Annotated in this window: 10 protein-coding genes; 4 read left to right on the top strand and 6 right to left on the bottom strand. The window is 71.3% G+C overall.

The window, feature by feature from the left end; translation table 11 throughout:
• The first annotated feature begins 54 nt into the window (after positions 1-54).
• On the top strand, positions 55-3357 hold the full coding sequence (locus tag ABZ915_RS21685; RefSeq protein WP_361805348.1) for a tetratricopeptide repeat protein: 3303 nt from the start codon (positions 55-57) through the stop codon (positions 3355-3357).
• Here ABZ915_RS21685 and ABZ915_RS21680 read toward each other — a convergent pair.
• Both ABZ915_RS21680 and ABZ915_RS21675 read right to left on the bottom strand, forming a co-directional pair.
• Entirely contained in the window at positions 3345-3533 is a 189-nt protein-coding gene (locus ABZ915_RS21680; protein ID WP_361805345.1) for a DUF397 domain-containing protein, read from the bottom strand. The genes ABZ915_RS21685 and ABZ915_RS21680 overlap by 13 nt on opposite strands.
• On the bottom strand, positions 3530-4342 hold the full coding sequence (locus tag ABZ915_RS21675) for a helix-turn-helix transcriptional regulator (RefSeq protein ID WP_361805342.1): 813 nt from the start codon (positions 4340-4342) through the stop codon (positions 3530-3532). Before ABZ915_RS21675 ends, ABZ915_RS21680 begins: the two co-directional genes overlap by 4 nt.
• A 567-nt stretch (positions 4343-4909) precedes the next feature.
• On the opposite strand from ABZ915_RS21675, the gene ABZ915_RS21670 reads away from it, so the two are divergent.
• Positions 4910-6028, top strand: coding sequence for an ADP-ribosylglycohydrolase family protein (locus ABZ915_RS21670; RefSeq protein WP_361805339.1), 1119 nt, complete (start codon positions 4910-4912; stop codon positions 6026-6028).
• Between the two features lie 8 nt (positions 6029-6036).
• Here the strand turns inward: ABZ915_RS21670 and ABZ915_RS21665 are convergent, their stop codons facing one another.
• Together ABZ915_RS21665 and ABZ915_RS21660 are read right to left on the bottom strand one after the other, a co-directional pair.
• On the bottom strand, positions 6037-7608 hold the full coding sequence (locus ABZ915_RS21665) for a sodium:solute symporter family protein (RefSeq protein ID WP_361805336.1): 1572 nt from the start codon (positions 7606-7608) through the stop codon (positions 6037-6039).
• A 221-nt stretch (positions 7609-7829) separates the two neighbouring features.
• The gene (locus ABZ915_RS21660) at positions 7830-8618 is read right to left on the bottom strand and encodes an SDR family oxidoreductase (RefSeq protein ID WP_361805333.1); all 789 of its coding nucleotides are present in this window, start codon (positions 8616-8618) and stop codon (positions 7830-7832) included.
• Between the two features lie 90 nt (positions 8619-8708).
• Between ABZ915_RS21660 and ABZ915_RS21655 the strand changes: the two genes are divergently transcribed.
• The gene (locus ABZ915_RS21655; RefSeq protein ID WP_361805330.1) at positions 8709-9560 is read left to right on the top strand and encodes a hypothetical protein; all 852 of its coding nucleotides are present in this window, start codon (positions 8709-8711) and stop codon (positions 9558-9560) included.
• A 29-nt stretch (positions 9561-9589) separates the two neighbouring features.
• Here the strand turns inward: ABZ915_RS21655 and ABZ915_RS21650 are convergent, their stop codons facing one another.
• Complete coding sequence (locus tag ABZ915_RS21650) at positions 9590-11446, bottom strand: MFS transporter (RefSeq protein WP_361805327.1); 1857 nt, start codon at positions 11444-11446, stop codon at positions 9590-9592.
• Positions 11447-11633: 187 nt separating this feature from the next.
• Positions 11634-14729: a D-alanyl-D-alanine carboxypeptidase gene (locus ABZ915_RS21645; protein WP_361805324.1), complete on the bottom strand. Its 3096-nt coding sequence runs from the start codon at positions 14727-14729 to the stop codon at positions 11634-11636.
• Positions 14730-14967: 238 nt separating this feature from the next.
• Here ABZ915_RS21645 and ABZ915_RS21640 point away from each other — a divergent pair, with 238 nt between their 5' ends.
• The gene (locus ABZ915_RS21640; protein ID WP_361805321.1) at positions 14968-15723 is read left to right on the top strand and encodes a GPP34 family phosphoprotein; all 756 of its coding nucleotides are present in this window, start codon (positions 14968-14970) and stop codon (positions 15721-15723) included.
• The last annotated feature ends 207 nt before the right edge of the window (positions 15724-15930 follow it).

Raw genomic sequence — 15930 nt, 5'->3', positions numbered from 1 at the left:
CGTCCACATTGAGCCAGAATGAGGACGGGCCGGAGCGAGGGGACGGACGTACGCATGGCACAGGCGCAGCCGTCGTTGCAGGAGCTGATCCAGCAGCGCAGTCGGGCCGGATTCGTCGGCCGGGACGCCGAACGGGCCGCATTCCTGGCGAACTTCGACCTTCCGCCCGGGGACGACCGGTACCACTTCCGCTTCCATGTGCACGGCAACGCCGGCATCGGAAAGACCTTCCTGGTACAGGAGTTGAGGCGCCTCGCGCGCGAACGAGGGGCGCTGACGGCGTACGTGGACGAGTCGGCCGGAAGCGTGCCGGAGGTCCTCGGGGCGCTCTGCCGGCAGTTCGCCTCCCAGGGACGCAGGCTGAAGGGCCTGGAGCGGCGGCTGACCGCGTACCAGGAGCGGCGCCGCGAGGCGGAGGCGGCGGCGCTCGTGCCGGAGCCGGAGACACCGTCGGCCGGCAGCAGGGCCGCGGTGGGGCTGGGCATCGCCGCGGCGGAGGCCATGGTGCCGGGCGGCAGCCTCCTCGCGAGCGCCCTCCCCGCGGACCGGCTCGCCCAGGGCGCGGACCTCCTGCGGGCCGGTCTCAGCGCCCGCTTCCGCAACCCGGACGACATCGACCTGGTACTGACACCGGAGAAGGCGCTCACCCCGGTCCTGCTCGGCGAACTGCGTGACGCCGCCTCCGCCGTCCCGTGGATCGTCCTGTTCTTCGACACGTACGAGCGGACAGGACCGTACCTCGACCCGTGGCTGCACGAGATGGTCACGGGTGACGAGGCGGACGGCGCACTGCCCGCCACCCTGGTCGTGGTCACCGCCGGACAGCGCCCCCTGGACACCGCCCGGTGGAGCGGCGTGGACTCCGTGGCGGAAGTACCCCTCGCACCGTTCACCGAGGCCGAGGCACGCCGGCTGCTCGCCGGGAAGGGGGTCGTGGCCGAACCGGTCGTCGAGGAGGTGCTGCGCCTCACGGGCGGTCTGCCCGTCCTCGTGTCGACGCTCGCGAAGAACGGCCCCGGTGCCCCGGACGACGTACACGACCCGAGCACCGCCGCCGTGAAACGGTTCCTGAGATCGGAACCGGAAGTCCGCCGTGACGTCGCCCGGATCTGCGCGCTGCCCCGATGGCTGGACGCGGACGTGGTCCGGGTCCTGGTCGACCGCCCGGACGACGAAGTGGACGCGCTGTACGAGTGGCTGACGGAGCTGCCGTTCGTCGGTGAGCGCGGGGAGCGGGTGCAGTACCACGACGTCGTACGGGTGCCGATGCTCCGGCTGGAGCGGCGCAAGTCCCGGCGCGAGTGGGTGGGGCGGCACCGGCGGCTGGCGGCGGCGTTCGCCGAGTGGCGCACCGACGTCGGGGCCGGCCGGGACGACGAGGAACTGTGGGCGGACGAGGAGTGGCGTGAGCTGCGCCTGGAGGAGACGTACCACCTGCTCTGCGCCCGGCCGCCCGCGGCGCTCGGCGAGGCGCTGCGGCTCCTCGTCAGGGCCTGCCGCGAGGACGAGGTGGTCGGCCGCCGCTGGGCACGGATGCTGGAGGACGCGGGCGACGCGGTGGACGACTCGACCCTGCGGGAGTGGGGCCGGGAACTGGGCGGGGTGCTCGCCGACGACGAGCGAGGGGTGGCCAGGGCGATGGACCTGCTCCTGGCCCGCCCCGGACTGGACCCGGGCGGCCGGGCGACGGCCCACACGCTGCGGGGCAGGGAGCTGCGCCACGCCGGCGACTACGGACGGGCCCTGGAGGAGTACGACCGGGCGATCGAGCTCGATCCGGAACTGGCCCTGCCGCACTACGGCCGTGGCCTCGTCCATCAGCTGATGGACGACTTCCCGGCGGCGCTGGCCGCCCTCGACCGGGCGGACGAACTGGCCCCCGACACCAGCTGGATCATCGCCGAGCGCGCGGAGACCTATCGGCTGGCGGCCCGCTTCGAGGAGGCCGTCACCGACTTCAGCCGGGCCATCGCCCTCGATCCGACCGATGCCGGGTCCCTGACCGGGCGCGCGGTGTGCCGCCACATTCTCGGGCGGTACGACGAAGCGCTCGCCGACTTCAACCGTGCGCTGAGCATCGACGAGGACGGCCTGTGGACGCTGGTGCGCAGGGCCCGCCTGCGCCGGTCCAGGGGGGAGCCGGCCGAGGCGTTCGCCGATTTCGACCGGGCGGCCTCCCTCGCGCCCGATGTGGCCTGGGTCGCGTCGGAACGGGGTGACGCGTATCGGCTCGTGGGCCGGTTCGAGGAAGCCGTCACCGAGCTGGGCCGGGCCGTCTCCCTCGAGCCCGGCTACGCCTCGGCGCTGGCGAGCCGTGGGGCGGCTCTCCACGAACTGGGCCGGGCGGAGGAGGCGCTGGCGGACCTCGACCGAGCCGTCGAGCTGGTCCCCGACTACGCCTGGGCGTTGGTGATGCGGTCCCGGGTTAAGGACCGGTCGGGCGACCAGGCAGGCATGTTCGAGGACCTGCGCCGAGCCGTCGAGGCGGAGCCGGACGTCGACTGGATCAGCGCCGAACTGGGCGTGGCGTACCGGGGCGCGGGCCGGTACGACGAGGCGGTCGCCGTCTTCCAGCGCGTCCTGGAAGGGAATCCGGACTACGACATCGCGCTGGCCGGCCTCGGAGCGATCCACCTCGCCCGGAGGGCCTATACGGAGGCTCTCCCGTACCTGGACCGAGCCCTGGCGGCCGACCCGGAATACGGGTGGGCCTACGTCCGGCGCGCGCGAGCCCGTCTGGCGGCCGGGCGGACCGAGCAGGCTCTGGCCGATCTGGACCGGTGCGTCGAGCTGGAGTCGCGGACGGACTGGGCGCGCCGCACGGGCATCGAGTTGCTGATGCTCTGCGACCGCTGGGACGAGGCGTCCGCGCGGCTGACCGGCGCGGAACGGGCGGCGACGCCGGACGACGACCTGGACGATCTGCGCGTCGAGCTGCACCGGCACACCGGGCAGTGGGCGCAGGCCCGACGGATCGCCGAGCGGCTGCGCGAGAGGGAGCCGCTGATCGGCACCTTCGAACTGGCGCTGACCGTCAGCCGGTCCGAGGGGGTGCGGTCCGCCGAAGCGCTCTGGCGGGAGTTGGCCCGACTGGTCCACGAGGACGGCGAGCTGGAGGATGTGCACCGTCGGCAGGGACGGTGCTTCATCGGCTGCGCCCTCGCCGACTGGTCCGAAGCCGACCAGGGCCTGACCGAGGTCCTGGCCATGGACTCCGGCTGGGACGACCTGGCGAACCTGGCCGCCATCCTCACCGAACTGCTGCACAGCCCCGGCACCGACCGCCCCCGCGTCACCGCCCACCTGGCAGCGGTCACGGACGCCCGCGACGCCCTTCAGGCCCGCTACGCGGAATGACCCGCGAACGCCACGAACTCGGCCCACGAGGTGTCGGTGAAGGCGAGTTGGGCGCCCTGGTTGTTCTTGGAGTCGCGTACGTGGATGGTGGCGGCGGGGGTTATGGCCACCTCGACGCAGTCGGGGCCGTCGTTGCCGCTGTAGCTGCTCTTGAACCAGTTCAGGGCGGAGGTCACGTCTCGTCTCCCAACACTTTCTCGATGAACGCCCGTGAATCGCGGGGCGTGAGAGCCTGCGCCCGGATCATTCCATAGCGCATCTCCAGGATCTGGGCCTCGCGGTGATCGCTGATCACTCGGTCGTGCAGCTGGCCCTCCGAGTGCCCGAGCGTCTTGCCGTCCGGGAGTTTCAGCAGTCGGAACGAGCCCATCATGCCCGCGTGATCCTCCTGATCCGTAGGCATGACCTGCACCTCTACGTGCCGCAACTCACTTACGGACAGAAGGTGTTCGAGCTGCCGCCGCAGTGTCATTCTCCCCCCGACCGGCCGCCGTAGCGTCACCTCTTCCTGGACGAAGGTGACCAGTGGCCGCGGCACACGCTCGAAGAGGGTCTTCCTCGCCATGCGCGCGGCGACGAGGCGTTCGATCTCGTCCTCCGTGTACGAGGGTCGCCGCATCTCGTACAACGCCTGCGCGTACTCCGGCGTCTGCAACAGACCGTGGATGTGGAGGGCCGCGTACGCGCCCAGCTCGACCGCCTCGTCCTCCAGCCGCTTCAGGTCCCGCACCTTCTTCGGATAGCGGGCCTTCTCCACGTCCTCCTTCATCGCGGCCAGCTTCCCGCCCGCGCCGAGCACTTCATCCGCCTTGTCGAGGAACTCCGGCCTGGGGACGCGCCGCCCGCGCTCCACGGACGAGACCGTCTCCTCGCTGTACCCGATGGCGGCCCCGAACTCGGCCTGCCGCATCCCGGCGGCCTCGCGCCAGATCTTGATCTGCCGTCCGACCGCCTTGAGTACGGCCGTGGCCTCCTCGTCCTCCATACCGTTCACCTCCGTGTACTCGGCCGGACGACCCCGGGACGTGTCCGTACGGTCGCTCTCCGTGCTGATTTCGGTGTTGTTCAGGGTAGGAGGAAGCGACAACACTGAGTGACGTGAATCAGGAAAAGCACCCAAACCACTCTCCTCGTGCGCCACTTCACGGTCGGATTGACGGCCCGCACGGACCGGTGATCCCCATGCCGGAGCCAACTCCGGACGCGCTCAGGGACGCGGTCGCCCGGATCGCCCCGGGCCGGCTCCCTGCGTTCGCGCAACACCTCTTCGAGGCCGCGACCAACGCTCAACAGACCCGGAGCGGATTGTGGACGCCGGCGAACTGGATCCCGCTGAGGCCATCGCCGAGATCCTCGCGATCCGGGAGGCGGCGGAGGCAGAGGCACCCCGACCGGCAAGGGCGATCCCGCACGCCCGCCCCTGACTCGACCCGGCCTCTCACGTTCACTCGACCCACACCCCGCCCCCCGATCCGGCCCCTCTACCGACCGTCCCCGTTCGATTACAGTGCACAGCGTCGTACGTACGGACGGTGCTACGTGGGAGGTCAGGATGGGTGCGGCATCCGGGGCCGTCTGGGGGCGTGCCGAGCAGCAGGACTTTCGTAGCCGGGTGCGGGGGACGCTGCTGGGGGTTGCCGTCGGGGATGCGCTGGGGGCGCCGGTCGACGAGCTCGGGGTGGAGGAGATCCGGGCGGGGTACGGGGTGGAGGGCCTGGTCGACCTGGCGGTGGGGTACGGGCGGCGCGGTTCCGTCACCCATCACACGCAGCTCACCCTGTTCACCGTGGACGGGCTGATACGGGCCCAGGTGCGGCGGGACACCGGGGCCTGGCATCCGCCGACCGATCTGCACCGGGCGTATCTGAGATGGGCGGCGACGCAGCGGGACTGGGGTCCCGACGAGCGGCGCAAGGACGACGGGTGGCTGGCGCGGGAGGAGTGGCTGTACGCGCGGCGGGACCCCGCGCGGGCGCTGCTGCTGGGGCTCGGCGACGAGAACATGGGCACGCTGGAGTCGCCCAAGAACACGGGGGAGCTGGGCCCCGAGGCCGTGGCCCGGTCCGCGCCGTTCGGGCTGCTGGTCGGCTGGGAGCCGCAGCTGGTGGTGCAGCTGGCCGTGGAGTGCGCGGCCCAGACCCACGGGCACCCCACCGCCTGTCTGTCGGCGGGCGCGTACGCGGTGATCGTGCACGCGCTGGCCCGCGGCGAGAGTCTGGACGGCGCCGTGCAGCGGGCACTGGCCCTGCTCGCCGCCCGGCCGGGGCACCAGCCCGTGTCCGACGCGCTTCAGCACGCGCTGGGTGCCGTACGGCAGGGGATGCCGTCACCGGCCCGGGTGGAGGAGCTGGTGGGGGACGGGGCGGCGGACGGGATGCTGGCCGGTGCGGTGTACTGCGCGCTGGTGGGGGAGGACGTACGGCACGGGCTGTGCCTGGCGGTGAACCAGGGCGGGCCCTCCGGTGCCGCCGGTGCGCTGACCGGTGGGCTGCTCGGCGCCCTGCACGGCGAGACGGCCCTCCCGCCGGCCTGGCTGGCCGATCTGGAGGGCCGTCCGACGATCCTGGAGCTGGCCGACGACTTCGCGATGGAGATGACCCAGGGTCCCGCGCTGCACGGGCCGGCGGGGTCCGCGCCGGGGTGGCTGGCCCGCTACCCCAGGGGCGGGTAGTCGCGGGGTCAGTCCTTGACCGGGGCGCCGACCATGTCGTCGCCCGCGCCGGCGGGAGCCGGGACCGCTGCCATCGCGCCGTCGTCGTCCGTGTTGATCCGCTCGATGACCGCGAGGCGTTCCGGGGTGTCCTCCGGCTTGATGTAGCCGATGACGATGTAGAGGACCAGGGAGACGGCCAGCGGGACCGAGACCTGGTACTGGAGCGGGACGCCGCCGTCGACGTTCCAGTTGATCGGGTAGTTGACCAGCCAGAAGGCCAGCAGGCCCAGGGCCCAGCTGGTGAGCGCGGCCGTGGGGCCGGAGCGGCGGAAGGGGCGGAGCAGGCCGAGCATCATCGGGATCGCGATCGGTCCCATCAGGCCGGCCACCCACTTGATGACGACGGTGATGATGTCCTTGAGGGTGGGGGAGTTGACCTGCGTCGCCACCGCCATGGACAGGCCGAGGAACACCACCGTGGTGACGCGGGCCGCGATCAGCCCGGAGCGTTCGCCCCACCCTCGGGCCCGTGCCGACACCACCGGTGCCACGTCCCGGGTGAAGACGGCGGCGATGGCGTTGGCGTCGGAGGAGCACATGGCCATGGTGTGGGAGAAGAAGCCGACGACGACCAGGCCCAGCAGGCCGTGCGGGAGGAGCTGTTCGGTCATCAGGCCGTAGGAGTCGGAGCCGTCCGGCTTCTGGGCGTGGACCAGGAGCGGTGACATCCACATCGGGAAGAAGAGGACGACCGGCCAGACCAGCCAGAGCGCCGCGGACAGGCGGGCCGAGCGGGTGGCCTCCTGCGCGTTGCCCGTCGCCATGTAGCGCTGGGCCTGGTTGAGCATGCCGCCGTTGTACTCGAACAGCTTGATGAAGAGGAAGGCGAGGAGGAAGACGGTTCCGTACGGGCCGACGAGGGGTTTGCCGTGGCCGTGCAGGGCGGGCTCGTTCCAGGCGTCGAAGAAGCCGATGCCCTTGTCGTTCAGCTTCAGTACGACCGCGACGAACATCGAGATGCCGGCCAGCAACTGGATGACGAACTGGCCGAGTTCCGTGAGCGCGTCGGCCCACAGGCCGCCGATGGTGCAGTAGACGGCCGTGATGGCGCCGGTGATGAGGATGCCCTGGTTCAGGGTCACCCCGGTGAACACGGACAGCAGGGTCGCGATCGCGGCCCACTTCGCGCCCACGTCGACGATCTTCAGCAGCATGCCGGACACGGCCAGCGCCTGCTGGGTCTGGAGGTTGTAGCGGTTCTTCAGGTATTCGAGCGGCGAGGCCACGTGGAGCCGTGAGCGCAGCCGGTTGACGCGCGGCGCGAACACCTTGGAGCCGATCGCGACGCCGAGGGCGATCGGGAAGGACCAGGTGGCGAAGGAGGTGATGCCGTAGGTGTAGGCGATGCCCGCGTATCCGGTGAACAACACCGCGCTGTAGCCCGACATGTGGTGCGAGATGCCGGACAGCCACCACGGCATCTTTCCGCCCGCCGTGAAGAAGTCGCTGACGTTGTCCACGCGTTTGTGCGACCAGACACCGATCGCGACCATCACGCCGAAGTAGCCGATGAGCACGGTCCAGTCGAGACTGTTCATGTGCCCCCCTTCCAGGGTCCACCTTGTGAACTCCGCTCAGCTGGCTGGCACTTCGCATAAGCGGAGCGGGGACGGGGAAGGCCGCGAAGTGCCCGCTCATCGTGGGTGGGGTTATGAGGGCACGACAAGCGAGCGTAAGGTCAAGAGCAAGCAAAAATGTTCGACTCGCTGACCTTAGTTCATCTATATGAACAGCTCGAATGGCTGGAAATGGACGGTGGCTAGCGCATCAGCTCCCCGGCGTTGACCAGCAGCGACTGGCCGGTGATCGCCCGCGCCCGGTCCGAGGCCAGGAAGGCCGCCGCGTCGGCCACGTCTTTGTCCGTCGCCAGGTCGGGCAGTGCCATCCGCTCGGTCAGCCGGCCCAGTACCTCCGCCTCGGGCACGCCCTCCGTATGGGCCGTGAACTGTACGTACGCCTGCACCGGCGGCCCCCACATCCAGCCCGGCAGCACGGTGTTGACCCGGATCCGGTGCGGGCCCAGTTCCCGGGCCAGGGAGTACATCGCGCTGGTCAGCGCGCCCTTGGAGGCCGCGTACGCCGCCTGCTTCACCTGGGTGGGCGCGGCCACCGCCGACTGTGTGCCGATCAGGACCACCGAACCGCCGCCGGCCTCCTTCAGGCCCGGCAGGCAGGCCCGGGTCATCCGCAGCGTGCCCAGCAGGTTCACGTCGATGACCGACTGCCAGGTCGTGAAGTCGGCGTCCTCGAGTCCGCCGAAGCAGGAGTCCCAGGCGGCCACGTGCACCACCGCGTCCAGCCCGCCGAACCGCTCCCGCGCCAGAGCGGCCAGCGCCCCGCACTGCCGCTCGTCGGTGATGTCGGTCGCCCGGTACGCGGTCCGGGTCCCCTCCGGGTCGATCTCGGCCGCGCTCTTGGCGAGGTTCGCCTCGGTGCGGGCGCCGAGCACCGCGTTCCCCCCGTCCCGTACGACGGCGGCGGCGACCTGATGGCCGAGCCCGGCCCCGACGCCCGACACGACGACCGTCTTGCCCTCGAGCAGTGACATCCGGGCCTCCCGGGGGATGGCGAATCATCTGACGGGGCGTCAGAGTATGGGCGTCCGGCGGAGGAAGGAAGAGGAAGGAAGGGGAACGGCATGAGCGAGGAGACCCGCAGCGAGACGTATGCCGAGACGTACGCCGAACTGGCCGCCGTGGGCCCGTACGGAGTGCGCCCCGGCCACGCCCTGATCACCATGGTCGAACCGCACCCGGGCCACGAGTACGCGTACAACCGCTGGTACGAGGACGACCACTACTACGCCGGCGCGATGGCCATGCCCTGGATGTACGCGGGCCGCCGCTGGGTGGCGACCCGGGACCTCCAGCTCCTGCGCTACCCGGAGAAGTCGGCGGTGGCCCAGCCCGTCGCCGCCGGCTGCTACCTCTCCACCTACTGGGTCACCGACGGCCGCTACGACGACCACATGAAGTGGACCGTCGCCATCAACCGGCGCCTCAACCGCGACGCCCGCGTCTACCAGGACCGCACCCACGTCTTCACGGCCTTCCAGGACCACGAGGCCACGGTCTACCGGGACGGCGCGGCCGGGCCCCGCGACTTCCACGCCCTCGACCACCCGTACCCGGGCCTGGTCCTCCAGGTCGTCGACGCCGACGGCGCCGGGCAGCGCGCCGAACTGCTGGAGTGGCTGCGCTCCCGCCATCTGCCGAAGCGCCTCGCGGGCTCCCCGGCGGCGATGGTGACCGTCTTCCGGCCCACCCCGCTCCCCGGCGACCGCATGACCTACGTCAAGCAGGTCGAGGGCGTCGACACCCGCCTGACCCTGCTGTGGTTCCTGGAGGCGGACCCGAGGGAGTGCTGGGAGCGGTACTTCACGGGGCTCGACGAGCAGGTGGCGGAGTCGGGGCTGGGGCGGGTGGAGCTGGTCGCGCCGTTCATCCCGACGGTGCCGGGGACGGACAGGTACGTCGACAAGCTCCGCTGAACGTCAGCGGCCCGGCGGGCCGGGGCGGCTCACCGCCCCTTCAGCTCGTCCGGGCACGGCGTACCCCTGGGCAGCTGGTACGGCGCGGCCAGCCGGTACGTCCCCGTCTTCGGCGCGAGCAGCATCGTCCACTTGTCGCCCTTGGCGTCCTCCGGCGTCTCCATCAGGCAGCCGTTGACGTTGTCGTACGTCTTCGGCGTGCCCTCGGCCCGGTGCTTGGACGCCTGGGTCTCCCGCGGCGGCTTCAGGCTCTTGCCCTTCGCGTCGACCACGCTCAGCCACGGCGAGTACGGGATGCGGATGAGGATACGGCCGGCCTTGCGGACCTCGATCGTCATCTCGCCCTGTTCGGCCCGGTCGACGATCGCGTTCGGCTCGGCGAGCGGGGCCGGGTCGGTCACCTGGAACAGCTGCCAGTTGCCGTCGCCCCAGACCTGCGTCAGGTAGGGCATGCCGCGCTGGACGAGGGTCCGCTCCAGGGCGCCGCCGCCGTCCGCGTCGGGCTGGTCCTTGGGCAGGACGATGAAGTGGACGGCCCAGCGCTGGAGCCATTCGTGGTAGTTGGCCGAGTCGAGCGTCTCGTCGTAGAAGAGCGGATTGCGCTCCATGTCCGCCTGGCGGTTCCAGCCGCGGGCCAGGTTGACGTACGGCGCGAGGGCGGAGGCCTCCCGGTGGGAGCGGGCCGGGACCACCTCGACACGGCCCTTCTCGGCGCCGACCTTCTGGAGCTCGTGGACGAGCGGGGCGAGCTCGCGCGCCCAGGACGCGGCCGGGGTGGTGTGGACGATGTCGTCGACCGACTTGAAACCTATCCAGCCGACGAAACCGAGGAACGCCAGCACGGTCAGGTACCACTTGCGCGAGCGCGGGACCGTGAACGGCAGCGCCGCGATCAGCGTCACCCCCGCGAACATCATCGGCAGCCGCGAGATGTTCGAACCGATCTGCGAGCTGACCAGCCAGACCAGCACCACACCGAGGCTGAAGACCCCGGCGGTCAGCCGGACCGTCTTCCACTCCTTGGGGACGAGGAAGAGGCAGAGCAGGCCGTACAGCAGCGGCAGGATCACCGAGCCGATCCGCATCGGCTGGGTGCCGGAGAACGGGAACAGCCAGGCCGAGACGGCGACCACCGCCGACGGCGCCAGCCCCAGCGCCCAGGCGCCCGGCCGCCGCTTCTGGAGGAACAGCGCCGCCGCGACCAGCCCCACGAACAGGCCCGCGACCGGCGACGCCATGGTGGCGAGCGCGGCGAGCGGCCCCGCGACCAGGGCCTTCGCCCAGCGCTTGTGCCGCCAGCGGTACGGCCAGCAGAACACGGCGGCGACCGCGCCCAGCGCGAACACCGTGCCCAGGCCGAAGGTCACCCGGCCCGAGATCGCGTTGCAGATCAGCGCGAACACCCCGGCCAGCGCGGCCCACAGCGGGTTCTTCACCGACCGGCTGCGGATGAGGACCATCGTCAGCAGGCCCGCCGACAGCGTCCCCGCGATCATCATCGTCGTACGGACACCGAGCACCGACATCAGATACGGCGACACCACGCTGTACGACACCGGGTGCATACCGCCGTACCAGGCCAGGTTGTACGCCGAGTCCGGGTGCCGGCCGACGAACTCCGCCCAGGCGTCCTGCGCCGCGAGGTCGCCGCCGCTGTTGGCGAACGTGAAGAACCAGATGACGTGCAGCACGCCGGAGAGCGCGGTCATGGACAGGGCGGGGTGCAGGAGCAGCCGCTGCCGGAGGGGTTCGGCGGCGGCGCGCAGCCGCGCCCGGCGTCCGGCTGGGCCGGCCGTGGCCGGGTCAGCCGCGGGCAGGCGTATTCGCGGGCCGGTCCCCGGGCCCGTATCGGTGTCGTCGGCGCGTGTCGGCTCCGCAGTGGCCACCTGAAGGCACTCCCCGTGTCCCGTCTTCTGTTCTCGGCCGCTTCCCTCGGTGTTCCCGGCCGCTTCCTGTCCAGTTCCCGGCCGCTTCCCCTCGGCCGGGTACCCGCCCCGTTTCGTGACGCTAGCACGCACCCCGCCGAGGGGCTTGGTCGGCGGGGTGCGAGGGCGGCGAACCGGGTGCCGCGGGTCAGCCGAGGCGGGTCAGCTTGCTGCCGAGGCCCGGCTCGGTGAGGTCCTTCTTCAGGGCCACCGGCACCTTCACCGCGCCGCTCTTGCCGTCGCCCACGGTGAGCGTGCCCACCTTGGTGCCGGCCTTCGCGGTGTGCGGTACCTCGTCGGCGGCGAAGGACAGCTTCGCCTTCAGGCCGGACCAGCCGACCGCGGTGACGTCCTTGGTGACGACGACCGGGGTGTGGCCGCCGAGACCGTCGTCCACATAACCGACGACGTCACCCTTCTTCAGGATCTTCGCCGAGGTCAGCGCGTTCTTCGCGGCGGTCAGCGCGGTCTTGCTGACGTCGTTGACCGTGCCGAGGATCGGAGCCTTGTGCTGGCCGAGGATCGCGCCGACGACGGTGACCGTCTCACCGCCGACCTCCTTCCGCGCGGCGAAGAGGAGGTTGCCGCCGGCCGCGGTGGTGCTGCCGGTCTTGATGCCGATCGCGCCCATGACGTAGGGGAGCGTGTTGGGGTTCGGCCAGTTCTTGTGGGTGGGGTCGTCCCAGCTGGCCGCGCTGGTGATGGCCGTCAGCACCGGGTTCTTCACGACCTCGTTGCCGAGCTTCACCTGGTCCTCGGCGGTGGAGACCGTGGTCTCCTTCAGACCCGAGGGGTCGGTGTACGTGGTGTGCGTCATGCCGAGCTTCTTGGCGGTGGCGTTCATCTTCTTGACGAACGCCGCCTCGGAGCCCGCGTCCCAACGGGCCAGCAGGCGCGCGATGTTGTTCGCGGACGGGATCATGACAGCCGAGATCGCCTGCTTCTCGGTGAGCTTGTCGCCCTCCTTCACCGTGTCGAGGGTGGACTCGCCCGCCTTATTGTAGCCGCCCTCCTTCTCGGCGGTGGCGTCGACCGTGATGGACGGGCCCTCGGCGCCCGCCTTCAGCGGGTGCTCCTTGAGGATGATGTACGTGGTCATCGTCTTGGCGACGGAGCCGATGGCGACCGGGGTCTGCTTGCCGAAGCCGCCCATCGTGCCGATACCGGCCCCGTCCATCCAGCCCTGGCCCTCGGCGGGCCACGGGAGGCTGGTCTTGCCGTCGAACGTGTACGTCTCCTCGGCGGTCAGCGCGAGGGTGGGGGCGGGCAGCGGGCGCATAGCCTGTACTACCGCAAAGATGATCACCAGCAGGAGGGCCAGCGGGGTCCAGATCTTGACCCGGCGCACGATCGTGCGGACCGGGGTCTCCGGGGGCGGAGGGGTGTTCGTCAGCTCGGCGAGCAGGTCCAGCGGGGGCTTCGGGGGAAGCGGCTGCTGGGTGGTGCGCTCGGGGCCGAGCTGGGGGACGGGGGTGGTGGCGTCGGCGGGCGCGGGGGCCGCGGCCGCGGGCTTGGCGGCGGGGGCGGGTTTGGCCGCGGGGGCGGTCGGCTTGCGGGTGGCCGGGTCGTCGAGGGGCTTGAGGGCGACGAACTTGCTGGTGCGCTCGGGGTCCGACTCGGGGGTCTTCGGCTTGCCGCCGACCTTGAGCATGGTGGTCGGCTGATCGACCTGCCGCTTGGGGGCCTTGAAGACGGCGGTGGGCTGATCGACGGGCTTGGCCTTGGACTTGGACTTGTCCTCGGCTTCGCCTTCGGCCTTGGTGTTCCCACCCGCACGTTCGGCGGCCGCCGGCTCGGCGTTGGTCTTGGCCTCGGCTTCGCCTTCGGCCTTCGTGTTCCCACCCGCACCACCCGTGCGGCTCTCGTCGTCGGCTGCGGGTGGTCCCTGCGGGGCGGAATCGCCGTCGGCAGCCGCGGGTTCGGAGGCAGCGTCGGCCTCACCGGCTGCGTCGGTGTCCGCTTCCGGCTCGGTGTCAGCGGGCTCGGCCGAGTCCGCGGCAGCGTCCTCGTGCTCGTCGGCGGGCTCGGCCGAGTCCGAGGAGGCGCTGTCGCTCTCGTCGGTGTTCACGGGCTTGTCCGAGTCCGCGGAAGGCTCCTCGTGCTCGCCGGAGTTCGCGGGATCGGCCGAGTCCGCGGCGGCGTCCTCGGGTTCGTCCGCCACGTCGGTCCCGGCGTCCGAGCCGGCCTGCGCGGCAGCCTCGCCGTCCTCGTCCGCGTCCTCCTGCGAGGCCTCGCCGCCGTCGGCCGCCGGCGCAGCGCTCTCGGCGTCGTCGACCTCGGCGTCGTCGACCTCGGTCTTCTCGCCCTCGACGGCCTTCGCTTCGGCGTCTTCCGTCGCGGAGGCCTTCGCTCCGGTGTCCTCCGCGCCGGAGGTCTCCTTCTCCGAGGCCTTCGGCCGGGCGGTCTCCGCCTCAGCGTCATCGGCCTCGTCGGCTTTCGCCCCGGCGGTCTCCGCTTCGGCGTCTTCCGCCCGAGAGGCCTTCGCCCCGGCGGTCTCCGCTTCGGCGTCTTCCGCCCGAGAGGCCTTCGCCCCGCCGTCCTCCGCCTCGTCGGCCTTCGCCTTGGCGTCTTCCGTCCCGGCGCCCTTCGATCCAGCGCCCTTCGCCCCAGCGGCCTTCGCCCCCGCGGTCTCCGCCTCGGCGTCATCCGCCCGTGGGGTCTTCGCCTCGGCGTCATCCGACCCGGCGTCATCCGTCCCCGCGGCCTTCGATCCGGCGGCCTTCGCCCCCGCGGTCTTCGCCTCGGCGTCATCCGCCCGTGGGGTCTCCGCCTCGGCGTCATCCGACCCGGCGTCATCCGACCCGGCGTCATCCGACCCGGCGTCATCCGTCCCCGCGGCCTTCGCCCCCGCGGCCTTCGCCCCCGCGGTCTCCGCCCCCGCAGCCTTGGCGCCAGCCGGCTTCGCCCCGTCGTCCTCCGTACCGGAGGTCTCGGCGCGGGAGGAAGCTCCCGGCGGCTCCTCCCCGTCGGTCGAGTCGCCGGAGCGTACCCACGCGGCCACGGCCTCGCGGAGGCGGGTGTCTTCCTGCGGGGCGGGGGTCTCGGTGTCGGAGGTCAGGTCCCGGGTCGAGAGGACCCTGGTCGCCGTGTCCACGCCGCCGCGCTCGTCGGACTCGCGGGAGACCCCGAGCCGCGGATCGCGGGCTTCGGGAACCGGACCCGCCTTCCCCGACGTCGGTTCTACCGACGATTCGCGCTGCTTCGACCTGTCGGGGGACTCGCCCGCCACCGATGCCTCCTCCATGTGACGTATGTCACCGTACGCCTGCCGAACCCGACCGCCGTCCGACGGCCGAACACCCAACCGGACAACGCCTCCCCGCCACTGTCCGAACCATGTACCAGTGTCCTGTGTGCGGGCTTGTCCCCTGCGGTAGACGAGAACGACATACCTACTGGTTCCCTTACAAACAGGTCACGCACTCTCGACAGACCATTGTGAGAGGGGTCACCCTGTCATTCATCCACGCGGGGAGGCATGGATGGGCAGGAGCCGCAGAACAATTCCGGAGGAGCTTCTGCTGCTGGCACTGGACCCGGCCACGGGTACCACTGCACAGCCGCAGTCGCTCGACCTAGGTCTGGCCGGAGCGCAGCTAGTAGAGCTGGCGCTGGCCGGACGGATAGCCCCAGACGGGGATCGTATCGCCGTGGTGGCACCACGGCCGACAGGAGATCCAACACTGGACTGCGCGTTGGAGTTGCTGCGAAGGCGTGGCGCTCCGGTACGGGCCGTCCACTGGATCGGCGGGCCGCGTCTCGGGCTCCGCCAGGTCTACCTCTCGCATCTGGAGCGGTGCGGCATGGTCGCCGCCGTGCCGGGTCAGATGTGCGGGGTATTGCCGACGACTCGCTACCAGGCGACGGACACCGCCATCAGCCGGGAGATCCGTGCCCGGCTGGATTCCGCGATCCGCACCGGCGTACCGCCGGACCCGCGGACCGCGGCGCTCGCCGCCCTGGCGCACGCGGTCGGCCTCGGCAAGCACCTGTACCCGGGCAATGAGGGACGCTCCTCACGGTCCAGGCTCAGGGATCTGATCAGGCACGACCCCATGGGCGGTCTCGTCGCGCACGCCGTGATGGACGTCCAGAACGGTGCGGCGGCCCAGCCGCGCCGCAGCCCGGCCCCCGCCGGCCGTCAGGCCGGACCAGGAGCCAGGCCCGCACCGGAACCCGCCCGTGGCGTTCCGATGCAACCGCGTCACGGGTCCATGGCGCGCGTCGTGGCCCACTGAGCCGCAGTACCACGACACCCACGCACCAAGCAGCACAACCGCACAGCCGCAAACCGCACCGCCGCACAGCCGTCCCCAGACCCGGTTCGGGAGCCGCTGGTTCGAGCGGGGTGGTGAGACCCCCTGGGGTCCCACCACCCCGCTCGACCGCTTCTCCTTGCGTTCTTGCGCCCGAACTGACGCGTACGCGCCGCATATCCACCGTTT

This window comes from Streptomyces sp. NPDC046915 (assembly GCF_040644935.1).
GTDB lineage: Bacteria > Actinomycetota > Actinomycetes > Streptomycetales > Streptomycetaceae > Streptomyces.
The sequence above is the reverse complement of the archived record's forward strand: the minus strand, read 5'-3'. Positions and strand labels throughout refer to the sequence as shown.

Bases quoted from the DNA above. Each gene is read 5' to 3' on its own strand.
- ABZ915_RS21665 (WP_361805336.1), bottom strand. From the start codon at position 7,608: ATGAACAGTCTCGACTGGACCGTGCTCATCGGCTACTTCGGCGTGATG.
- ABZ915_RS21660 (WP_361805333.1), bottom strand. From the start codon at position 8,618: ATGTCACTGCTCGAGGGCAAGACGGTCGTCGTGTCGGGCGTCGGGGCC.
- ABZ915_RS21645 (WP_361805324.1), bottom strand. From the start codon at position 14,729: ATGGAGGAGGCATCGGTGGCGGGCGAGTCCCCCGACAGGTCGAAGCAG.
- ABZ915_RS21670 (WP_361805339.1), top strand. From the start codon at position 4,910: ATGGGTGCGGCATCCGGGGCCGTCTGGGGGCGTGCCGAGCAGCAGGAC.
- ABZ915_RS21675 (WP_361805342.1), bottom strand. From the start codon at position 4,342: ATGGAGGACGAGGAGGCCACGGCCGTACTCAAGGCGGTCGGACGGCAG.
- ABZ915_RS21685 (WP_361805348.1), top strand. From the start codon at position 55: ATGGCACAGGCGCAGCCGTCGTTGCAGGAGCTGATCCAGCAGCGCAGT.
- ABZ915_RS21655 (WP_361805330.1), top strand. From the start codon at position 8,709: ATGAGCGAGGAGACCCGCAGCGAGACGTATGCCGAGACGTACGCCGAA.
- ABZ915_RS21640 (WP_361805321.1), top strand. From the start codon at position 14,968: ATGGGCAGGAGCCGCAGAACAATTCCGGAGGAGCTTCTGCTGCTGGCA.